This window comes from Methanosarcina sediminis (assembly GCF_052056915.1).
Classification (GTDB): Archaea; Halobacteriota; Methanosarcinia; order Methanosarcinales; family Methanosarcinaceae; genus MTP4.
The window spans coordinates 638026-656353 of record NZ_CP195119.1 but is presented as its reverse complement, the minus strand read 5'-3'; the positions used below and the strand labels follow the sequence as shown (position 1 = coordinate 656353).

Genomic DNA, 18328 nt, shown 5'->3' with positions numbered 1-18328 from the left:
CCCATGCAACCGGAATTAGGAATATCCCGTCGTTTTTGTCCACGGTCACCGAAGGTGACCGGCCCTTCCAGAATTAAAAAGAAGACAAAATGCAAAAAGTAAAAGCAACCGAAAAACCGGTAAGTACACAAAATGAACAGAAACAAGATACAGCCCGAAAAATACACTTTTTTGATTTTTCTTTTTCATTTCTTTTTGGTGAGGGCCGCCAGGCAAGCTGGCGGAGGCACTTTCTCGCGATCTGAATTGAAAAACGGTTTCCGGTGTTAAGAGAAATATTTCCCTGAAAAGCTAACATTTCTCTAACTTATAAAAGCACGCAATATGCAAATTTTTAAAGGTTCTGGAGAAGCATCAACTACCTAACTAGGGAGCAAAAAAAATTACGGATGCCTTGGAAATAGTCTACATGAGATGTAGTCTACATGCCATGTATAATACATTCCATGTATCATACAGTAACCTGTCTACATTCTCCAGCACATGAAACTTTATTGCAGAGGCATTATTGTAAAGGAATTATTGCAGAGATATTATTATAGAGAAACTGTTGCAAGGAACTTCATTCCACATATTCCACGTTCATCTTTGCCGGCCGGAAGAACCTCATGAACTCGTGAACCTCAGGCGGAAAATCCGTATTCACGTTGAGCCCGAGCTGCTTTGCCTCTTCGGCAGAGAGGGGCGTAATGTGGATCATTTCCCCGCTGACCAGTTTTTCAACTACTTCATCAACCCAGATCTCTCTGCCCTGTTCGGATCCGGCTTTGCCAGACATGCCTGGATTGTCAGCGGTTCCCTGATTATCAGCGGTTCCTGGATTATCAGCAGTTCCCTGATTATCAGCAGTTCCTGGACTATTGGCCGTTCCCGGATCATCGGCTATTCCCGGATTACCAGTTTTTCCGGCTTTGTCAGCTTTCCCCGCATTGTTGGCCTTCTTCGGTTTATCAGCCAGGAGCTCCTTTGCCACCTTCCGGGTGAGTTCCAGGGATTTTCTTGAGATGTCGCTCATGACCAGGGTGCTGTCATCCGCCTTTTCTTTTTTTGTTTCTGCGGCGTAAATCCAGGAAGGGGCGGGGTAGAGCCCGCGCACGAAGTCTCCGATTTGGGGGTCGATGGGGCCGATTACGGCGTCTTTGTCCATCACAATTTCGTCGGCTGCAAGGGCTATCATTGTGCCCCCGGACATGGAGTAGTGGGGGATGATAACCCTGGTCTTTTTCGGGTGCTTTTTCAGGGCTCGGGCGATCTGGATGCTGGCATGGAGCTGGCCCCCTGGGGTGTGCAGGATCAGGTCGAGGGGATATTTTCGGTAGTTCCGGATCCAGCGCAGGACCTGTTCGGCGTCCTCCTCGTCTATGAACTGGTAGGCGGGAAGCCCGAACATGGAGATTGCCTCTCGCCTGTGGATCATGGTGAGTACCTTGCTGCTCCAGCGCTTCTCCATCCGCTTCAGCCTTGCCTGGCGCTGCATGCGGATAACCTTGAGCTGCCACTGCGGGTAGATGACGGCGTAGAGAAAGAAAAACAGAAACAAGAGGGTGAGTATATCCCATAGGCTGATGGTAGTGCTGTCAACTGTTGCCAGAAAATTCCTCCCTGATAAATTGCCCCGAAAATTTCCTGTAAATTTTCCTGTAAATTCGCCTGAAAACTGTCACCGGGTATCGGCAAAGCTGTCCGAAAAAGGATACAGCTCGGACCCCCGGGCTTAATCAGATAATGAATCCCCACACTAACATTGTCCTGTTAGCTATTAATTTTTAGCCCCACATACAACATAAAAAATATACAAAAAAAGAAATGGGCAAAAGAAATGGGCAAAAGAAATGGGTAAAAGAAATGAGTAAATATATCTGACGAATAGGGCGAAAGGACGTTAAAGGATTTGATGAATAATACGAAATAACGTTAATGTGTGAGAAATTTAAGCCCCATTACCCCGGAAAAAATCAGCATTATGCACAGAAGCTTTCCGATGTCGCAGGACTCGTTGAAAAGCAGGATGCCAAGGACAGTGGTGCCCAGGATTCCGATTCCGGTCCAGACGGCGTATCCGGTCCCTATTGGGAGGGTCTTCAGGGCCTGCGCCAGAAAATAGAAGCTCAAGAGCATGCAGGCTACCGTGAACACGCTGGGATAAAACCTGGTGAAGCCTTCCGTGTACTTCAAGCCGATTGCCCAGGCAGCCTCAAAAATGCCTGCTATGAAAAGAACAAGCCATTCCATAAACAGCCATCCACATACTAAAAGCACTTAAACATGTCGGCACCACACATCATTCCCAGCACAACATCCATCACAAAACATTCACAAAAAAACATCCACAAAAAGACATTCACAAAAAAGCATTCATGACAAAACATTCAAGCCATGCAGATCAATATTTCCATATGGCAGCTCCGAAGTACCTGAAGCGCTATCTCAGGGTACAGAGAAACGAAATGCCTGCCCTTTTCAAGATAAGCGAGCGAATCCCGGTGGAGTTCGAAGCTGATATGCCGCTTGAAGAACTCTGGCAAGTCCATGCCCGGGAAATGGAAAAATACCGGATGCTCAGGAAAGAGCTCGAAACCGGAGCCCTGAGAGCCCTTGCCTACCCCGATACCTCGGACAAATTGAAGCTCCTGACCGACGGCTTTCTGGAACTCGAAAAAGCCTCCCCTTCCCTCCTTGACCTGAAGATCGCAATCGTTGACCGGATTCTGGAAAGCTGCCACTGCTGCGAGCGCCGCTGCGGGGTTTCCCGGAAGGCAGGAGAAAAAGGCTTTTGCAGGCTCACCGACAGCTCAAGGATTGCCTCGGAGTTCCTGCACATGGGAGAAGAGCCCGAGCTTGTCCCCTCCCACACGATCTTTTTTACAGGCTGTGTCTTTGCCTGCGTCTACTGCCAGAACTGGGACATCTCCACCCGCCCGGACTCCGGCACCGAAGTCGACCCCCGGAAACTTGCAAAATTGATAGACCTTCGGAGGCAGCACGGAGCCAAAAACGTAAACTTCGTAACCCCGACCCCCCACCCGCACACCGTCCTTAAAACCGTCCGGGAACTTTCCGAAAACACCCCCATCGTCTGGAACTCGAACATGTACCACTCCCCCGAGATCGCCCGCCTCCTGGAAGGCGTGGTGGACGTCTACCTCGGGGACTTCAAGTACGGCAACGACGCCTGCGCCCTCAAGTACTCGAAAGTCAAAAACTACCTGGAAGTAGTCCAGCCCAACTTCGAATTCGCCTACGAGACCGCCGAAATCCTGCTGCGCCATCTGGTCTTACCGGGCCACCTTGACTGCTGCACAAGACCGATTGCCGAATGGGTCGCAGAGCACATCCCCAGGGTCAGGTTCAACCTGATGTTCCAGTACAGGCCCGTCTACCGGGCGATGGAATATCCGGAAATCGCAAGGGGGCTGACGTTTGAGGAAGAGGCAGAGGCAATTGAGATTGTGAAGGAAGCGAGGATAGAGGATTTGCTGATATGATTGGTGTCAAAAAGGGAGCAGTCTAATTTTAAGTTAAGCGCCAGAATTCTTTTTAATTCTATTTTCTAATTTTCTGGGGACCGTTTAGCCTTCGCTTTATCGGACCCCGGGCTCTCACCGGGTGCCGAAGGCAGCCGGCCTTTCCAAAATGTAAATGAAAAAGAAGAGGAAGAAGAGAAACCTACATATACATATTTTTTATATAAATACTGTTCTCGGCAAACGGGTCTTCGAAAATGTCACAAATATGGGGAGCATTACGCGGGCATATCCAGATCACACTGTTTTTGAGAGAAGAGATAGCGTTCTCTGCTTCGGAGAACGGCACGCTCCAGCCGTTTTTATTGAGTTCCCCGAGGGGAAAAGCGGTGCCTTCAATGAAGGGATATATTTCCTAATATTGTTAACAGCGATAACATACAAAAATATTATTTGTGTTGGCGACTCAAGAATCAAATTGTTGTATCCTGAAATGATTTTGCAGATTCAAAACCATTTGAAAGTTCAGTACACAATACAACAGAAGGCAACGCAAAAATTTCTACGTTGAGCAAATTTCAATTCCATTTTTGTACTACGGAATGATTATATAAAATTAAGCAAATTCGAAGTTGAAGTAAAATAGTGGGTCGCATGTATACGATATATAATTTCAATAAAAGAAATTAAAAAAGCGAAATAATTTAGGGATAAAACAGCAATAATAATATGATCAAAAATAATATGATCAAAATAAATTTGGTTAAATATTGTTGATGCCGAATGTAGGTTGAAATATAGTCATTGCAAATTTATTTAGAATATTTGCTCGTTTTAATAGTACTTATATCATCTTTATTTATCGAGTATGTTCCATCTTTTGTTAATACATTTATATAGGATCCATACTTCAAAATAATTCCTTTAATATTCTTTCCATTTTTTAAATATAATACATTCTTCCGATAACGAGCACAACAGAATCCTGCACAAAAAGCAATATCTGTAAATGTTAGGAAAGCAAGAGTCAAAGATAGTAAAATTATTTCTGATTTTACACCATAGTAATAATCCCCATATATAATCCCATATATAATAAAGATTATTATGATAGGGGCTGAACGCGTAAATATTAAGTTTTTAAATATGTCTTCTATCCATTTACGTAAGTTTCCTTCTTCACAATCATCGTTTCCTTCTTCACAGTCATCGAATGTATATCGTGGCTCGAGTCTTTTTCTGAACTCTTTGGCACTATAGTGAAATAGGAAATACAAAATAATCTCTATAAATAATCCTAATATAACCAAAAACATACACATTTTAACATTAGGTGAATAGGAAATATATTCCTCATTAATAAGCTTAACAAAAAGTAATATCAAATACTTAACAAAAAATAATATCAAATATGGTTCTAGCATGTAACTTATTATAAATAATACGCCAAAAAAGTAATGTGATACTGTGCCATGTTCTGTAGTTTGTGTATCCCCAAAACGCACTCCAAAATAATAAATTGTAGCACTTATGAGAATAACCGCAGTTGGAAGAAGTACAATTAAATTACCAGGATCACTAATTATATCAATCAACATTTTATCACAGAATGTATATAATAATGAGAAGGGCTCATTATTATAGTCTATACATCCTTATCTTATAAAGATTATTTTCAAGTTATGGCTTAATTAATAGATGATGTTTTTTCAACAGTACTGATAAAAAATGATTATTTATATAAAATTTATAATTGTCTATTTAATAGAGCCTCAGTAACATCTAAAGGCTGATCCTCAATATTATTGTAATCTGACTTTTTTATTTATTCCACCGTTCTCCCGAAGACTCAACCTGAATTTCAAGCTTCTGCAGCCTGGCTTCCAGGTCCTCGTCGAGAATGAACCGATCGATGGAATACTTCTCCCTGAAAATGTCGATGTCCTGCAGGGTTTTGTCCACTACCCCGGAGTCTGCCCGGTCGTCCAGGAAGTTGAAGTCCCGGTTCATCTGCCGGGAAAAGTCACGGTTTTCGATGCGGGTCTCTGGGTCCACGGTCCTGGTGATGGGGACGGGAAGCAGGTCACTTCGGCAGTGAAAGTGAAGCGGGGGGCGGTACTTCCTGGCTTCGGAGGATTTCGACCTGAAGACGGTGCCGTGCAGGGCCCGGCACAGGGGCTCTGTGGAATAGAGAAAACGGGGTTCTCACCGTTCAGCCTTGGGCTGAACGGCTTTTCCCAAAAATAATAATTATTTTTAATATATTTACTTTTAATACTTAATTTCAAAAGGTTTATCTATTTTATTTTAAGATAAAACTAAGGTATAATTTATTTCTATAAACAAAAATTGGTTAGTGGACCAAATAAAATGGCTAATTTGGAAAAAACACGCTCAGTCGAGCGCTAAAATTTGTCATAATATCATTGAATCCATACAAACGACTTGTCATTAAGTGAAAGAATCCTGAAACATTGAGCAATATCGAGTTAAAGAAGAGTGATTATGAGCGAAAATGAGCGAAAGACCGTAGAGCACAGCCATACCCCACAGCATCCTCTTTGGCTGTCTGTTGTCCTGAGTCTCTTCCCGGGCGTGGCGCTAGGCGCGTTCATCGTCGGGATGACACCAGTATTGAAGGGATGGGGACTGGATCCAATCTTCGCCCTCTTCGGCGGTATCGGACTCGTGATCGTACCCCTCGAACTCGGGTGCCTGGCTATCGCCTCTCGCAGGATAATCGGCTCGTGGTCTCCACTTGCCGTTACAGATTACAGATCCAAGCTTCCTCTCGGACAGCTGCTGCCAATGGCTATTGGTCTGGCCATATGGTTCATGTTCACACTAATCGCGTGGATATCGTTGCTGGAAGGCTGGGTCATCGATTGGTTGCCCTCGTGGGTGCCCGATTCGATACTGCATTTTGCGCAGACGAATGCGGAGGGCGTTCTGCCTTCTGCGGGCGTTTTAGCAGCGTTCATAGTCATAGCATTTGTGTTCAATGGCCTGGTCGCTCCAATAACCGAGGAACTGTACTTCCGCGGCTATCTTCTCCCGCGGATTGACCGCTACGGCATATGGGCACCGATTCTCAACACCCTCCTGTTCAGCATCTACCACGTGTGGACGCCGTGGCGGTGGCCTCAGATAGTCGTCGGGTTCCTGCCTTTGACTCTAGTCGCGTGGCGAAAACGGAGCATCTACGTATCCATGATTGCTCATATGATTGTCAACATCGTCTTCCTAGTCATACTCACAGCCTCGTTCGCCGCTGGCTGATACTCGGGATACGGGAAAAGGTTCGTGCAACAATTTTGTCAATCGGGCGGTGGGATCTTCTTTCAGGCTCGGAGTCTGCCCGGTCGTCCAGGAAGTTAAAGTCCTGGTCCATTTGCCGGCTGAAATCCCTGTTTTCGATGCGGGTCTTTGGATCCACAGTCCTGGTGATGGGGACGGGCAGCAGGTCACTGCGGCAGTGGAAGTGCAGTGGAGGCCTGTGCTGCCTGGCCTCTGATGAGTTCGTCCTGAAAATAGTTCTGTGTTTTAGCCTGGGAATGGCTGCTGAAAATTTTTCACAGTCAAAAGGCTCCAAGATCCTGGTTCCTTCCACATACAAAGCTTCAGGATTACCCTACCTCTCCCCCCACTCACTCAAAACTCCCCAAAGTTGACTGGACTTTTCCCTTCATCGGATTTTTCCCCTGCCTGAATTCTTTGATCCTGTCCGGGTTATTAGCCAGGTATGCCAGTATGTCCCCATGGCACTGCTCAGGCCAGCACCAGCATACGAGAACTTTGCCAGACAATTCCCCGGGGATTGCCCTCAGGAGGTCCGGCCTCTTTCTCAGGTAGTCCCGGTGCTTTTGCAGTACTTCTTCCCTGCTCCCGTCCTTGCCTATTGCAAAGGGGCTGCCCCATTTCGTTGTACGGTCGATTGTTATGGCGTTTTCTTCCCCATAGATCGACTTGCAGCGCTCAAGTTCTTTTGTCTGGTTTTTCCTTTTGCTTCGGACGATGGTTTCTTTGAATTCTTTGGATTCTTTAATTTCTTTGAATTCGTTTACTTCAGCCATATTATCTACAGGTGAGGTTTGTTTTTCTGGGAAATATAAGCTTTGGGGCTTCATGCATTGTTCCTGCATCATTCAATAGGTATTTTTGATGAGGGCCGCCAGGCAAGCTGGCGGAGGCACCCTTTAACATCTAATTGAAATACGGTTTTCGGGGTCGAGGAATATCACCCAATAACTGACAACCGCCCTAATTTTCCATCAGAATACGAAAATTTATATGTAATTCGCACAATATTGGAATTAATGCATTTTTCCAGAACAGAACTTCAAACCATCGCAGAACTCGCAAAAGGCAACACCTCAATAAGCATCGTAGCCGAAGCACTCAACAAAAGTGAAAAGCACATCTACCGAATTGTGCAAAAGCTTGACGAAAAAGACCTTGCAGCCCTCTCAGCGGGAGAAATCGTCCCGAAAAAAAGCACGTTGATGGTCAGGCTTACCCGGATTCTCGATTCCTACCCGAATTTGATACCTGTTCTTGCAGATTCCGGAATCCCGATACTCGTCTCCCTGCTCGAAGCAAAAACTGTGGATGAAATCACCGAAGAGGTGGATGTGAAAAAGAGCACGGTATATGCTTTCCTGAAAAAAGCCCTGAAGATAAGCCTGGTAAAAAAAGACGGGGAGCGGTATGCACTCAATGAAAGGCTCTGGGGAGATGTTGCAGACCTGCTGAGGGAAATAAGGGATATCGAAAGGCTGCTTGACCCGCGGGTTCCCTATAATTCGGTAATATATTACAGGGACAGGGATGAGGTCATCTATTCGAATAAATACAGAGGGGATTCCGGGGAAAAAACGGGTTTCTCTGTTTTTGAAAAGGAAGGGATCAAACTCCTTTTGCCAACCACCTATTACTATTATTCGGATAAGGAACCGGAAAGGGAGCTCACAAAAGAAGAGATCTTCAGGCATGCGCTTTATGTCGCGGAAAAAGAGACTTCTGTCAGGCATCTCATATTCCTTGCACTGTACTACTGTAAGTATGAGGAAGAATTGAAGGATGTGGAACACGAGATAGTTGAGAACTTGAAGCTTGTTTTGCAGGGGGAGAGGATCAGAGGGTATCCTGCTTTTGAGGAAATAAAGGAAAAGGCTGAGATGTATGGGATTGAGATCAAGTGAATAATAAAAGACACTGTGTTTGAATCCTATTTTAACATTTAATATTAATTTCCTGGAAAAAGCCGTCCGTCTCGCTGCGCTCCGCGGCCGGTAAGAACGTCGGTACCTGAAAATCAAATTGAAAACCGGTTACACTGTACTGAGTACACGAAAATAGTTAGGTACCCGACTTCTGGAGTTTCGAATCACAAATAAACTCAAATAACTGTGAATAACACCATCTTTGCCTGAATAATAATATTTATAATCTTATCAAGTGTATCCACCTTATTGATGGCAGATAAATCGGCTGCAGATGAAAACAGCATACTTCTTGAACGCATTTTCCAGATCCACGAATCCCCCTGCAAGGTCGTTCTGGCAATAACCGGCGGTGGAGCCGAAGTTATTGGGGAATTGCTCCGGCACGGCAGTGGCTCGGCAACAGTGCTGGATGCAGCTGTCCCATACGGCATGAAGGCGATGGACCGCTTCCTCGGCAGGAAACCTGAGAAGTACTGCTCGGAGAAAACCGCAAGGTCGATGGCGATGGTTGCCTACCAGCGGGCTCTTGAACTGTCCAAAGGCTCCGACGGCTCCGCAGATCTGGACGTAATCGGGATTGGAGCGACCTGCAAGCTCAAGGCTGCAAACGAGCGGGAAGGCAGGAAACACGAGGTCCATGTTGCCATACAGGCATATCGTGAAACCGGGGTCAGAACCCTTGAACTGACAGCGGACCGGACAAGGGAAGAGGAAGAAAAGATTGCTGCAGCCCTGATTTTCAATGTGCTCGCCCACCACTGCGGCGTTCCTGAAATCGATTTACCGAATGGAATCGGGACAAAGGATGGAATCGGGACCGGTATTGAGACAGCAGAAGGGGAAAGGGAAAGAGAAAAAATTTTTGAAAAATATGCTTCAGTTTCCGGGGCGGTAGGAGATCTCCTGAGACAGCAGAGCTGCAGTCCGGAAAGTCCTTGTGAAACAGCCGGGGTGGCAAGGATCAATTTTGATGAGGCAATTGATACGGAAAAATCCCCCGAATATACAAAATCCGAAGAAATAAAACTCGTATTCTCCGGCTCTTTTGACCCCTGCCACAAGAACCACGTTTTCATGGCGAAACGGGCGTCGAAGAAATATAATTCGCCTGTCCATTTCGAGATTTCTTTGACGAACGTTGACAAACCGCCTATAGATTTTATTTCCTTGGACCAGAGGCTTGATTCGTTGAGGAAATACAAAAGAGAAGCCTTTATGGGAGGGGTTTACCTGACCAACGCGCCGCTTTTCCTGCAAAAAGCCGACCTTTTCCCGAACAGCACCTTCATCATCGGGGCCGATACATTCAACAGGCTGTTTGACGCAAAATACTATGGCGGTATAGAAGATACAGCTGCCATTTTGAGGAGTTTTCAGGAAAAGAACGTGCGGTTCATGGTGTTTCACAGGAAATCCATTAAAATGTCCGTCAATCCTGAAGTTCTTGAGTTTTGTGAGATTATCCCGGTGGACGAATATGAAGATGATGGGACTTCGTCAAGGGAAATTCGAAGGATGCGGGAAAATAAATAAAGTGATGAGGGTTGCGGGGCTCTATATATAAATTAAGAGTTATAATTAAAGCATCCTGTTTTGAATTATAATAAAAGGTGCTGTGTTTGACTTATGAACTAAAGGACTGCCGTACTTGAATTCAATATCATATGCAATTTTCCGGGGATCCTGGAAAAGCCGTTCGCTTCGCTACTCTCTGCGGGCGGTGAGTGCCCAGGTACCTGAAAATCAAATTGAAAAATTTTTATTGGTAAGTTCTCTGATACATTCTCTAACACGTTCTCTAACACTTTTTCTAACATATTTTCTAACACATTTTCCGATTTACTTTTAAGTTTATACTGTGTGAACTTTTCTGCTTTTTTTCCGGGACACTTTGCAGTACTGTGAGAGGATCGCTCTTGAAAATCCCCCTTCATATTCAAAGACCCGGAGGACCTCTTTAAATATAAGGTTCTTTTTTGCGCGTATAATAGTAAATTTTATATAGTATGTTAGCCGGTAGTAAGTTACCGGTTGCCGACTAGGATGCAGCCAAAAAATGGAGAAGTGAACCACCAGATGACCAGCGAAGAATTGCTGCAAGAACTTTCAGATGCGGTTATCTCCTGCAAAAAGGACGCAGTCCTTGCCGCCGTGGAGAAAGCGAAGTCTGAGATTCCTGCATCGGAAATCATTGAAAAGGGGCTTGCTGCCGGCATGAATGAGGTCGGCGTCCTCTTTGAGAGAGGAAAGCTCTTCTTACCCCATGTTATGATGGCAGCCGATGCCATGACTGCCGGAGTTGGCCTCCTGGAAGCCGACATGCCTGCCGGGGACAAGGGAAAGAAGCTCGGAGTTATTGTCAACGGGACCGTGGAAGGGGATGTCCACGACATCGGGAAGTCCATCGTTTCTACCATGCTCCAGTCTGCAGGTTTTGAGGTGCACGACATAGGAAGGGACGTCCCGATCCGGAACTTTGTGGAAAAGGCAAAGGAAACCGGGGCGGACATGGTCGGGCTTTCCGCGCTTATGACAACCACTCTTCCGGGCCAGAAGGAAGTCATCGAGCTCCTGAAAGAGGGAGGGCTCCGTGAGAAGGTGAAAGTCATGATAGGAGGGGCTCCCGCAACTCAGGCCTGGGCTGAAAAAATCGGAGCGGACTGCTACGCGGAAAACGCCAGTGAAGCCGTTACAAGGGCAAAAGAGCTGCTTTTGTAAGCCAGGTTCCGGAGGACTAAAAATGGCAACTGAATATTTACTGAGAATGGGAGACGGAAAGCGGATTTCCCTGACAAAAAAGCAAATTTTTGAAGAAATCGAAGAAGGTTCGGCAAACGCGGCTGACCTTGGTGAAATCCCTTTCCTCTCAGGGGATGAGCTTGAAACCCTTGCCGAAATCCTGATGATGCCCGGAAAAGCCGTAAGCGTGGAACAGGGTATGGAAGTTCCCGTGACCCACGACATCGGCACCCTCAGGCTTGACGGGGACCAGGGCAACAGCGGGGTCGGGATTCCCTCAAGCCGTCTTGTAGGCTCAATGATGCACGAAAGGGCTTTCGGGGCTGATACCATGGAACTGGGGCACATCGACTACAGTTTCAAGCCAGTCAAGCCTGTTGTCGCAAACGAGTGCCAGGCTATGGAAGTCTGCCAGCAGAACATGATTATCCCACTCTTCTACGGAGCCATGCCCAATATGGGGCTCTACTATACTCCGGACGGGCCTTTCGAAAACCCCGGCGACCTTATGAAGCTTTTCAAGATCGATAAGGCCAGGGAGTCCATGGAACACGCAGCCGAGCACCTTACCAGGGACACGGGCTGGGTCATGCAGAGGCTCATGGCAAGCGGCGCCGATGGGGTCAACTTCGACACCACCGGAGCTGCCGGCGACGGGGACATGTACGGGACCCTGAACGCTGTGGAAGCCCTCAGGGCCCGGTTTCCCGACATGTACATCGAAATGGGGATGGCAGGAGAGATGGTGCTTGGGATGCATGGGGAACTTGAATACGACGGGACCACCCTTGCCGGGCTCTGGCCCCACCAGCAGGCTCCTCTTGCCGCAAGAGCCGGAGCAAATGTCTTTGGCCCGGTCTGCAACACCAACACCAGCAGGACCTCAGCCTGGAACCTGGCAAGGGCTGTTACTTTCATCAAGGCAACCGTTTCAGCTTCTCCCATTCCCTGCCACGTGAACATGGGCATGGGCGTTGGGGGAATCCCGATGCTCGAAACTCCACCTGTGGATGCCGTTACCAGGGCCAGCAAGGCAATGGTCGAGATTGCCGGCGTAGACGGCATATAGATAGGGGTCGGCGACCCGCTGGGTATGCCGATTTCCCACATAATGGCTTCCGGGATGACCGGGATAAGGGCTGCAGGGGACCTGGTTGCAAGGATGCAGTTTTCGAAGAACATGCGGGTTGGGGAAGCAAAAGACTACGTGGCAAAGAAGCTTGACGTCGGGGTTGCGGACCTCACCGACGAGTATGTCATGAGAGAGCTCAGGGAAGAACTCGATATCGGAGTAATCACTTCCGTGACAGGCGCAGCCAAGGGAATTGCCGCAAAAATGAACATCGAAAAACTGCTCGGCATCAACATTAATTCCTGTGAGATGTTCCGAAAACAGATCGTGTAAACGGAACGAAAAACGGACAGGAAAACTAACAGGGAAATTTTCGTTTTATTTTACTTATGGATGTGAATCCGCGAATTAAAAAAATAAAAAACATACAAAAAATATAAAAAAGGAATTATTATGGACGAAGATACCAATCCCCCCTACTCACAGGTAGACTGGCAGCACGGATCGGAATGCAGCCGGGCAAGCTGCGACCCGAAAGAGCTTGAACGGAGTATTGACTGGAAACAGGGACTTGCAATTGCACTCGGCGTGCCGCTTCTGATCCTGCCTTCCATTGGCTATTTTACAAGTTATGTCTGGGCTTTTTCAATAGTTGTCTGGGTGCTGACCATTTTCCTGGGCTTTTTCCAGAACTTTGCATTCGGGGAGCTTGCAACCGTCTTTCCGAAAGCTTCGGGGCTTCCCGGTTATACCCAGACGGTTTTTGGCTCAGCCTCCAACAAAAGCAATAACGGGAAATTCAAGTTAGGAAAGTTCATAGGCGGTTTCAGCGCCTGGAGTTACTGGTTCGGCTGGAGCCCGGTGCTCGCGATCTATGCGATCCTGATCGGAAGTTACCTGCACGGCCTGGTTCCCGCCTTCGGGGCTATCCCTGAGACCCTGCTCTCCTTACTGGTAGGAGCCGTGATCTTCGGGGGCCTTGCCATTCTTAACTCTAAAGGGCTCAAGAACGGCGCAACGGCCGGATACATCCTGGCCGTGGTCTCCCTGGTCCCCCTCCTGGTAATTACCATTGCTCCCTTCCTTACCGGCGATTTCCAGATGGCAAACATTACCGGTTCCTGGTTCCCAACCGACTGGGTCTGGGATATGAAGCACATCCTTATCCTCTTCGGGATTTTCGCAATGGCTGAATGGAGCGCCTGTGCCTGGGAAACCGCAGCCATCTACGGGCCCGAGTACAAGAACCCGAACACCGACACCCCAAAAGCGCTTCTGGTCTGCGGGGCAATCTGCCTTGTGCTTTATGTCCTTGTCCAGACCTCGGTTATCGGGACCCTGGGAGTCGAAGGCGTACTTTCCGAACCGGTCTCCCCGATGCTTCCAATTGCCAACATGACCCTGGGCAGCCTCGGAGCTTCGATTACAATCGTAATGTTGATAGGGGCCATGCTCCTGATCATCCAGACCGCTTTCCTCTCCTCAGCCAGGTCAATCTATTCGATGTCCGTAGAAGGAAACCTCCCGAAGTTCCTCAGCAAGCTTAACTCCCACGGGCACCCAATGAACGCAATGCTTGCAGATGCCCTTTTCAACATGTTCCTTATCCTGCTCGGGACCCCGACCGCAATCCTTGCAGCCTCAGCTATCGGGTACATCTGCGCAAACGGGATCAGTCTCTACACCTACGTCAAAGTGAGAAACGACCCCGAACTTTCAAAGCTAGAAAGGCCCTTCAAAGCCCCCCGCGGCTGGAAAAACGTGGCTCTTGTAACCGCCTTCCTGAATATCCCCTTCTTCCTGATCGGGATAATCTACCTCAACAGCCTCGAACTCGGCTGGACCACGACCTTTGTCGGCTTTTCAGTGCTCTGCCTCTTTATCCCTCTCTGGATCTATTCCCAGAAAGAGAAGAGAGAAGATCTGGTAGAAGGTGAAATTAAAGAAAAAGAAACCGTACCTGTCGATATCACTGCCTGATTTTTACCGCAGAGAATTTCAGAGCAGAGAATTTAAGAAGAAGAGGTCCGAAAATGTCCCCGGAAAGTTCCACCAGTCAGGGGACAGGCCCGGACCAAGATTCTTTCCCGGAGCATATGGTGTTCCGGGTCTCTTTCTTTTTTCATGTAATCTTCTTATATCCTTGTTTCGGGTATGACACATATTCTAAATAATGTTTGAAATGTATACATATCGATATATATATTAACCGCGTAATTAAATTCATGTGTATGGGGGTTAATAGGGGAACTCTGTTTATATTCACGTTAGTGCTACTTATCCTGAGCACTCCTCTCTGTGAAGGAAATGAAGGTTCTGAAAATAATTCAGATATACAGATAAAAATTGATGACTGGATCTTTCTTCTCCCTGCTTTTTTGGGCTACTTCCTGTTCCTGTGCTGGTTGAGCCGATTCTTCGATAAAATGAAAACATGCTTTCTGATCACTTTCATTCTTTCTCTAATAGTCCTCTCTCCAATTTTCCTGAATTTGTTATTAACTAATATGAATGCGGAAAAAGTACCTGAAAACAATGAAATTTCTAATTTTAATGAATCACAAGTGGCCGAAAACAGTGAAATTTCTAATTTTAATGAATCACAAGTGACCAAAAACAATGAAATTTCCAATTTTAATGAATCACAAGTGGCCGAAAACAGTGAAATTTCTAATTTTAATGAATCACAAGTGACCAAAAACAATGAAATTTCTAATTTTAATAAAATAACTAATTTTTTATTACAATTTCTTCTGATATTACTGCTACTTTTAATTGAACTGGCAATTATTTTAATTGCACTGACAATTATTTTATATGTTTTCACCTTTTTGTGCAGGAAATTATTTAAGGTTGATATCTTAAGCGCCCAGGGCATAAACGAAATTCATATGTTCATAAGAAATTTGATAATTATTATCTCGGTGTTTTCCTGGCCTTTTATCGCTATTTACTACTCTATGATTAACCAGCAAGCTCCGTCAGATCCAAATAACATATATGTGACACCTTTTGGCAATGACGAACTCAAGTTTCCCATATATGTGATCATTGGTGCAACAATTGGGGTGCTTTCCTATCTTCTCCTGAGCGTTACGGAAATATTTGGGGAACTGCTCCCCGAATACAAGAAGAAAAGTATAGCCTGGGCATACATCCGGAGAATACTAGTCGCACCTTATATAGCTATTGCAGCCTTCTATCTCCTGACCTACCTGAGGCTGGTAGAGAGCAACAATAATGCAAATGCCACTTTCATATTTCTTTTCGCATTCTTCACAGGAGCATTTACCAAGATAATCGAAGACTGGATCTATGACTCAGCGAAGAAAATACTCCCTGAAGAGGAGAAGAAAAAAATATTAGAAAGAAAGGAATACGATGTCGAAAAATCCGATTTTGTAAAAATCCTTGAAATGAACCCCGACCTTGCACATAACCTTTATAGTCTCAATGTGAGGACAATAGATGAACTTGCAAACTGTGATCCAAAAAAACTCACTGAAAGGTTAAAACGGAGAACAGAAATTACAGGGGAAACCTGGATCAGAAAAGAGGAGATTGCAGAAGAGGAATTCGATGCTCATTTAGAAAAAGTTACTCAGCTATACATTTGCAGGGCAAGGAAATGCCTGAGCCTTGAAATTTCAGATTTCGTAAGCAAATTGGGAATAAAACGTAACCAGGCGTATGCCCTGAAATATTATGCCAACCTTAAAACCGTCAAAGACCTTGCATCCATGGACCCCCAAATTATTCATCAAAAACTTTGTTCCTGTTCGGAGAAAGAAATTCAGGAAACCATGGAAGCGGAAAAATGCAGTCATGAAGAAGCCCATGAGAAAATATGTGAATATACGATAAAGAAACTTAAAAAAATCAGGAAAAAAGCAGAAAATTTCATTGAGAACGCAAGAGAAAAACGCAAAAGAAAATCCCACCAATGACTATAAAAACGGAAAATGAATGAAAAAAGATCCATTATTCAAGTTTGATCGCTCAAATATAAACCCCACCGAAGGATTTCTACGAGGCTAAAAAAATAAAATTAGTACAATTATTTCCAAAAGCTTATTTTATCACACAATGATTTATAAGATAAAAAGCATGCTGTAGGGATTTTTATTAGCATATGCAGCCTTTTATGAAAGAAATGCTCAATTTTCATAAAATTCTTGGGGGAAGAATTACGGGAAAAGAACAGTATGGGAAACACGATGTCTGCTATGTATGCATCTCCGATATGCACCTAGGGGAAGAAGACAGCCTGCTGACCAACATAGAAGGGGGAAACCTTGAAAGCAGCAAACCGAGCGAAGTTATGGTCAAGCTGGTGGATTGCCTGAAAGAAATCATAGACGAAAACGAAGGCTCAAAAAAACCAACCCTTATCCTGAACGGAGACATTCTGGAACTGGCTCTAACAAAGACCAATATCGCTGCAATGACTTTCGACCGCTTCCTAGAACTTATAATAAAAGAGGGAGAAGAATTATTCGACAGAATAATCTACCTCCCCGGAAACCACGACCACCATATCTGGGAACTTGCACGGGAAAACCAGTATCTGAAATATATCAACAGGCATCCGAGCTAGGAGCTGCCGTTCCCCTGGCATAAAACCCCGCTGCGCCTTCAGGACCCACCACATCTTGAAGGTGAAAATAAGCCAGTTATCGCCGGGGAAAACCAGAAAAGTAAAAAATACCGGGAAAAAGGAAAAGAAAGAAAAAGAAAAGGAGAAGGAAAACAAAAAGAAAAAAATAAAAAAGATAAAAGGATTTATTCCGATTTCTTAAACTGCCTGATAAACCGCCACTCTCTTGACGAGTACGAAGGAGTAAAGCTGAATAAAAAAATCCAGGTAGAAATTGCCTATCCCAACCTGGCTTTATTTTCCGGAGATGGGAAAAAATGTGTGCTCTTCCACCACGGTCATTTTGTTGAAGCTTCGTACAGGTTTATGAGTTTCCTGAAAGCTTCTGCCCTTGGATTAGACAACGATATGCCCCCTGATGTCCAGGTACTTGAATCCGAAAACTTTGCCTGGATTGACTTTTTCTGGTCTGCTCTTGGGCGCTCGGGAGATGCCGGCGAAGTCACGGAAACCCTCTACGAACATGCAAAAAACAAAGAACACATGAAAAAGCTGACAGACGAGTTCGCCCGAAACCTGGCTAAAAAACACAATTTAAGAATCCCGATAGTAAGCGCTTTTGGAGACTGGCCAGAAGAATATTTCCTCAAAAAGTTCCTCGAGAAATATTTCTGCGGGGAAAAGGGCTCGATGTGGGAAAAGTACCTTGAGGGGGAGGAAATAGGTGGAAAAACCAGAGATGGACTCATACTCTACCTGCAAACCGCCTGGAACCAGATAATCGAAGAAGAAATGGGGGCTGCACCCTCCGAACTGACCTTTGTAATGGGCCATACCCACAAGCCTTTTGAAAGGGACCTGTCCAGTGAAGAAGTAGGCATAAAGGGACTTGATTCCGACGTGTCTGTCTACAACACAGGCGGATGGATGGTTGACGAGGTCCATTGCAACCCGAAAAAAGGAGGGTCCGTATTTCTCCTTGACAAAAACCTGAATCATGCATCGATTTGCATGTACCACGAAAGCGAAGAAGGGAAAGCTTCAGCAAAAAGGAAAGTAGAAGTCATAAGCCAAAAGCGTAAAGAAAATAAATTTTACGAAAAAATAAAATCAATGGTTGAAGAAAACGAAGACACATTGTGTTGTCTCTCGAACCTTATTGACTATGAGCTGGGGATAAGAAAAGAAGACATGAAATGCAGGCTTCAGGGCCTCTGAACCAGAACCCGGG

At 45.6% G+C, this 18328-nt stretch carries 17 protein-coding genes and 2 pseudogenes; 13 read left to right on the top strand and 6 right to left on the bottom strand.

Annotation, left to right across the window (positions count from 1 at the left end; all coding sequences use genetic code 11):
* Window positions 1-562: 562 nt before the first annotated feature.
* Window positions 563-1552, bottom strand: coding sequence for an SDH family Clp fold serine proteinase (locus tag ACSAZK_RS02765; RefSeq protein WP_440957087.1), 990 nt, complete (start codon window positions 1550-1552; stop codon window positions 563-565).
* A gap of 362 nt (window positions 1553-1914) precedes the next feature.
* Window positions 1915-2232: a quaternary ammonium compound efflux SMR transporter SugE gene (gene sugE / locus ACSAZK_RS02760; RefSeq protein ID WP_048179036.1), complete on the bottom strand. Its 318-nt coding sequence runs from the start codon at window positions 2230-2232 to the stop codon at window positions 1915-1917.
* Window positions 2233-2396: 164 nt separating this feature from the next.
* On the opposite strand from sugE, the gene ACSAZK_RS02755 reads away from it, so the two are divergent.
* Both ACSAZK_RS02755 and ACSAZK_RS02750 read left to right on the top strand, forming a co-directional pair.
* The gene (locus ACSAZK_RS02755; RefSeq protein WP_440955895.1) at window positions 2397-3485 is read left to right on the top strand and encodes a radical SAM protein; all 1089 of its coding nucleotides are present in this window, start codon (window positions 2397-2399) and stop codon (window positions 3483-3485) included.
* A gap of 154 nt (window positions 3486-3639) precedes the next feature.
* Window positions 3640-4035 carry a hypothetical protein gene (locus ACSAZK_RS02750; protein ID WP_440955894.1) on the top strand — a complete coding sequence of 132 codons (396 nt, stop codon included), beginning with the start codon at window positions 3640-3642 and terminating at the stop codon, window positions 4033-4035.
* A 241-nt stretch (window positions 4036-4276) separates the two neighbouring features.
* Here ACSAZK_RS02750 and ACSAZK_RS02745 read toward each other — a convergent pair whose 3' ends face one another.
* The 3 genes and pseudogenes from ACSAZK_RS02745 to ACSAZK_RS02735 form a co-directional block, all read right to left on the bottom strand.
* Window positions 4277-5062, bottom strand: coding sequence for a hypothetical protein (locus ACSAZK_RS02745; RefSeq protein ID WP_440955893.1), 786 nt, complete (start codon window positions 5060-5062; stop codon window positions 4277-4279).
* 223 nt (window positions 5063-5285) lie between these two features.
* Window positions 5286-5519 carry a hypothetical protein gene (locus ACSAZK_RS02740; protein ID WP_440955892.1) on the bottom strand — a complete coding sequence of 78 codons (234 nt, stop codon included), beginning with the start codon at window positions 5517-5519 and terminating at the stop codon, window positions 5286-5288.
* Window positions 5520-5543: 24 nt separating this feature from the next.
* Window positions 5544-5639, bottom strand: a pseudogene (locus ACSAZK_RS02735) (minor capsid protein); the annotation flags it as partial.
* Between the two features lie 330 nt (window positions 5640-5969).
* Between ACSAZK_RS02735 and ACSAZK_RS02730 the strand changes: the two are divergent.
* Together ACSAZK_RS02730 and ACSAZK_RS02725 are read left to right on the top strand one after the other, a co-directional pair.
* Window positions 5970-6743 (top strand): lysostaphin resistance A-like protein, encoded by a 774-nt coding sequence (locus tag ACSAZK_RS02730; RefSeq protein ID WP_440955891.1) that lies wholly within the window; start codon window positions 5970-5972, stop codon window positions 6741-6743.
* Window positions 6744-6792: 49 nt separating this feature from the next.
* Window positions 6793-6978, top strand: a complete 186-nt coding sequence (locus tag ACSAZK_RS02725; protein ID WP_440955890.1) for a hypothetical protein — start codon at window positions 6793-6795, stop codon at window positions 6976-6978.
* A gap of 133 nt (window positions 6979-7111) precedes the next feature.
* Here the strand turns inward: ACSAZK_RS02725 and ACSAZK_RS02720 are convergent, their stop codons facing one another.
* Window positions 7112-7537, bottom strand: coding sequence for a DUF4326 domain-containing protein (locus ACSAZK_RS02720; RefSeq protein WP_440955889.1), 426 nt, complete (start codon window positions 7535-7537; stop codon window positions 7112-7114).
* Between the two features lie 243 nt (window positions 7538-7780).
* Between ACSAZK_RS02720 and ACSAZK_RS02715 the strand changes: the two genes are divergently transcribed.
* From ACSAZK_RS02715 to ACSAZK_RS02675, 9 genes and pseudogenes are all read left to right on the top strand, one after another.
* Entirely contained in the window at window positions 7781-8665 is an 885-nt protein-coding gene (locus tag ACSAZK_RS02715; RefSeq protein WP_440955888.1) for a hypothetical protein, read from the top strand.
* A 273-nt stretch (window positions 8666-8938) separates the two neighbouring features.
* Window positions 8939-10222, top strand: coding sequence for a hypothetical protein (locus ACSAZK_RS02710; RefSeq protein ID WP_440955887.1), 1284 nt, complete (start codon window positions 8939-8941; stop codon window positions 10220-10222).
* Window positions 10223-10765: 543 nt separating this feature from the next.
* Window positions 10766-11407: a dimethylamine corrinoid protein MtbC gene (gene mtbC / locus ACSAZK_RS02705; RefSeq protein ID WP_440957086.1), complete on the top strand. Its 642-nt coding sequence runs from the start codon at window positions 10766-10768 to the stop codon at window positions 11405-11407.
* A 22-nt stretch (window positions 11408-11429) separates the two neighbouring features.
* Window positions 11430-12833: pseudogene (gene mtbB, locus ACSAZK_RS02700) on the top strand ([dimethylamine--corrinoid protein] Co-methyltransferase).
* 120 nt (window positions 12834-12953) lie between these two features.
* Entirely contained in the window at window positions 12954-14480 is a 1527-nt protein-coding gene (locus ACSAZK_RS02695; RefSeq protein ID WP_440955886.1) for an APC family permease, read from the top strand.
* 251 nt (window positions 14481-14731) lie between these two features.
* Window positions 14732-16447 carry a hypothetical protein gene (locus tag ACSAZK_RS02690; protein ID WP_440955885.1) on the top strand — a complete coding sequence of 572 codons (1716 nt, stop codon included), beginning with the start codon at window positions 14732-14734 and terminating at the stop codon, window positions 16445-16447.
* 206 nt (window positions 16448-16653) lie between these two features.
* Window positions 16654-17097, top strand: coding sequence for a metallophosphoesterase (locus ACSAZK_RS02685; RefSeq protein WP_440955884.1), 444 nt, complete (start codon window positions 16654-16656; stop codon window positions 17095-17097).
* A gap of 61 nt (window positions 17098-17158) precedes the next feature.
* Complete coding sequence (locus tag ACSAZK_RS02680; protein WP_440955883.1) at window positions 17159-17299, top strand: hypothetical protein; 141 nt, start codon at window positions 17159-17161, stop codon at window positions 17297-17299.
* A 119-nt stretch (window positions 17300-17418) separates the two neighbouring features.
* Complete coding sequence (locus ACSAZK_RS02675) at window positions 17419-18315, top strand: hypothetical protein (RefSeq protein ID WP_440955882.1); 897 nt, start codon at window positions 17419-17421, stop codon at window positions 18313-18315.
* Window positions 18316-18328: the final 13 nt, after the last annotated feature.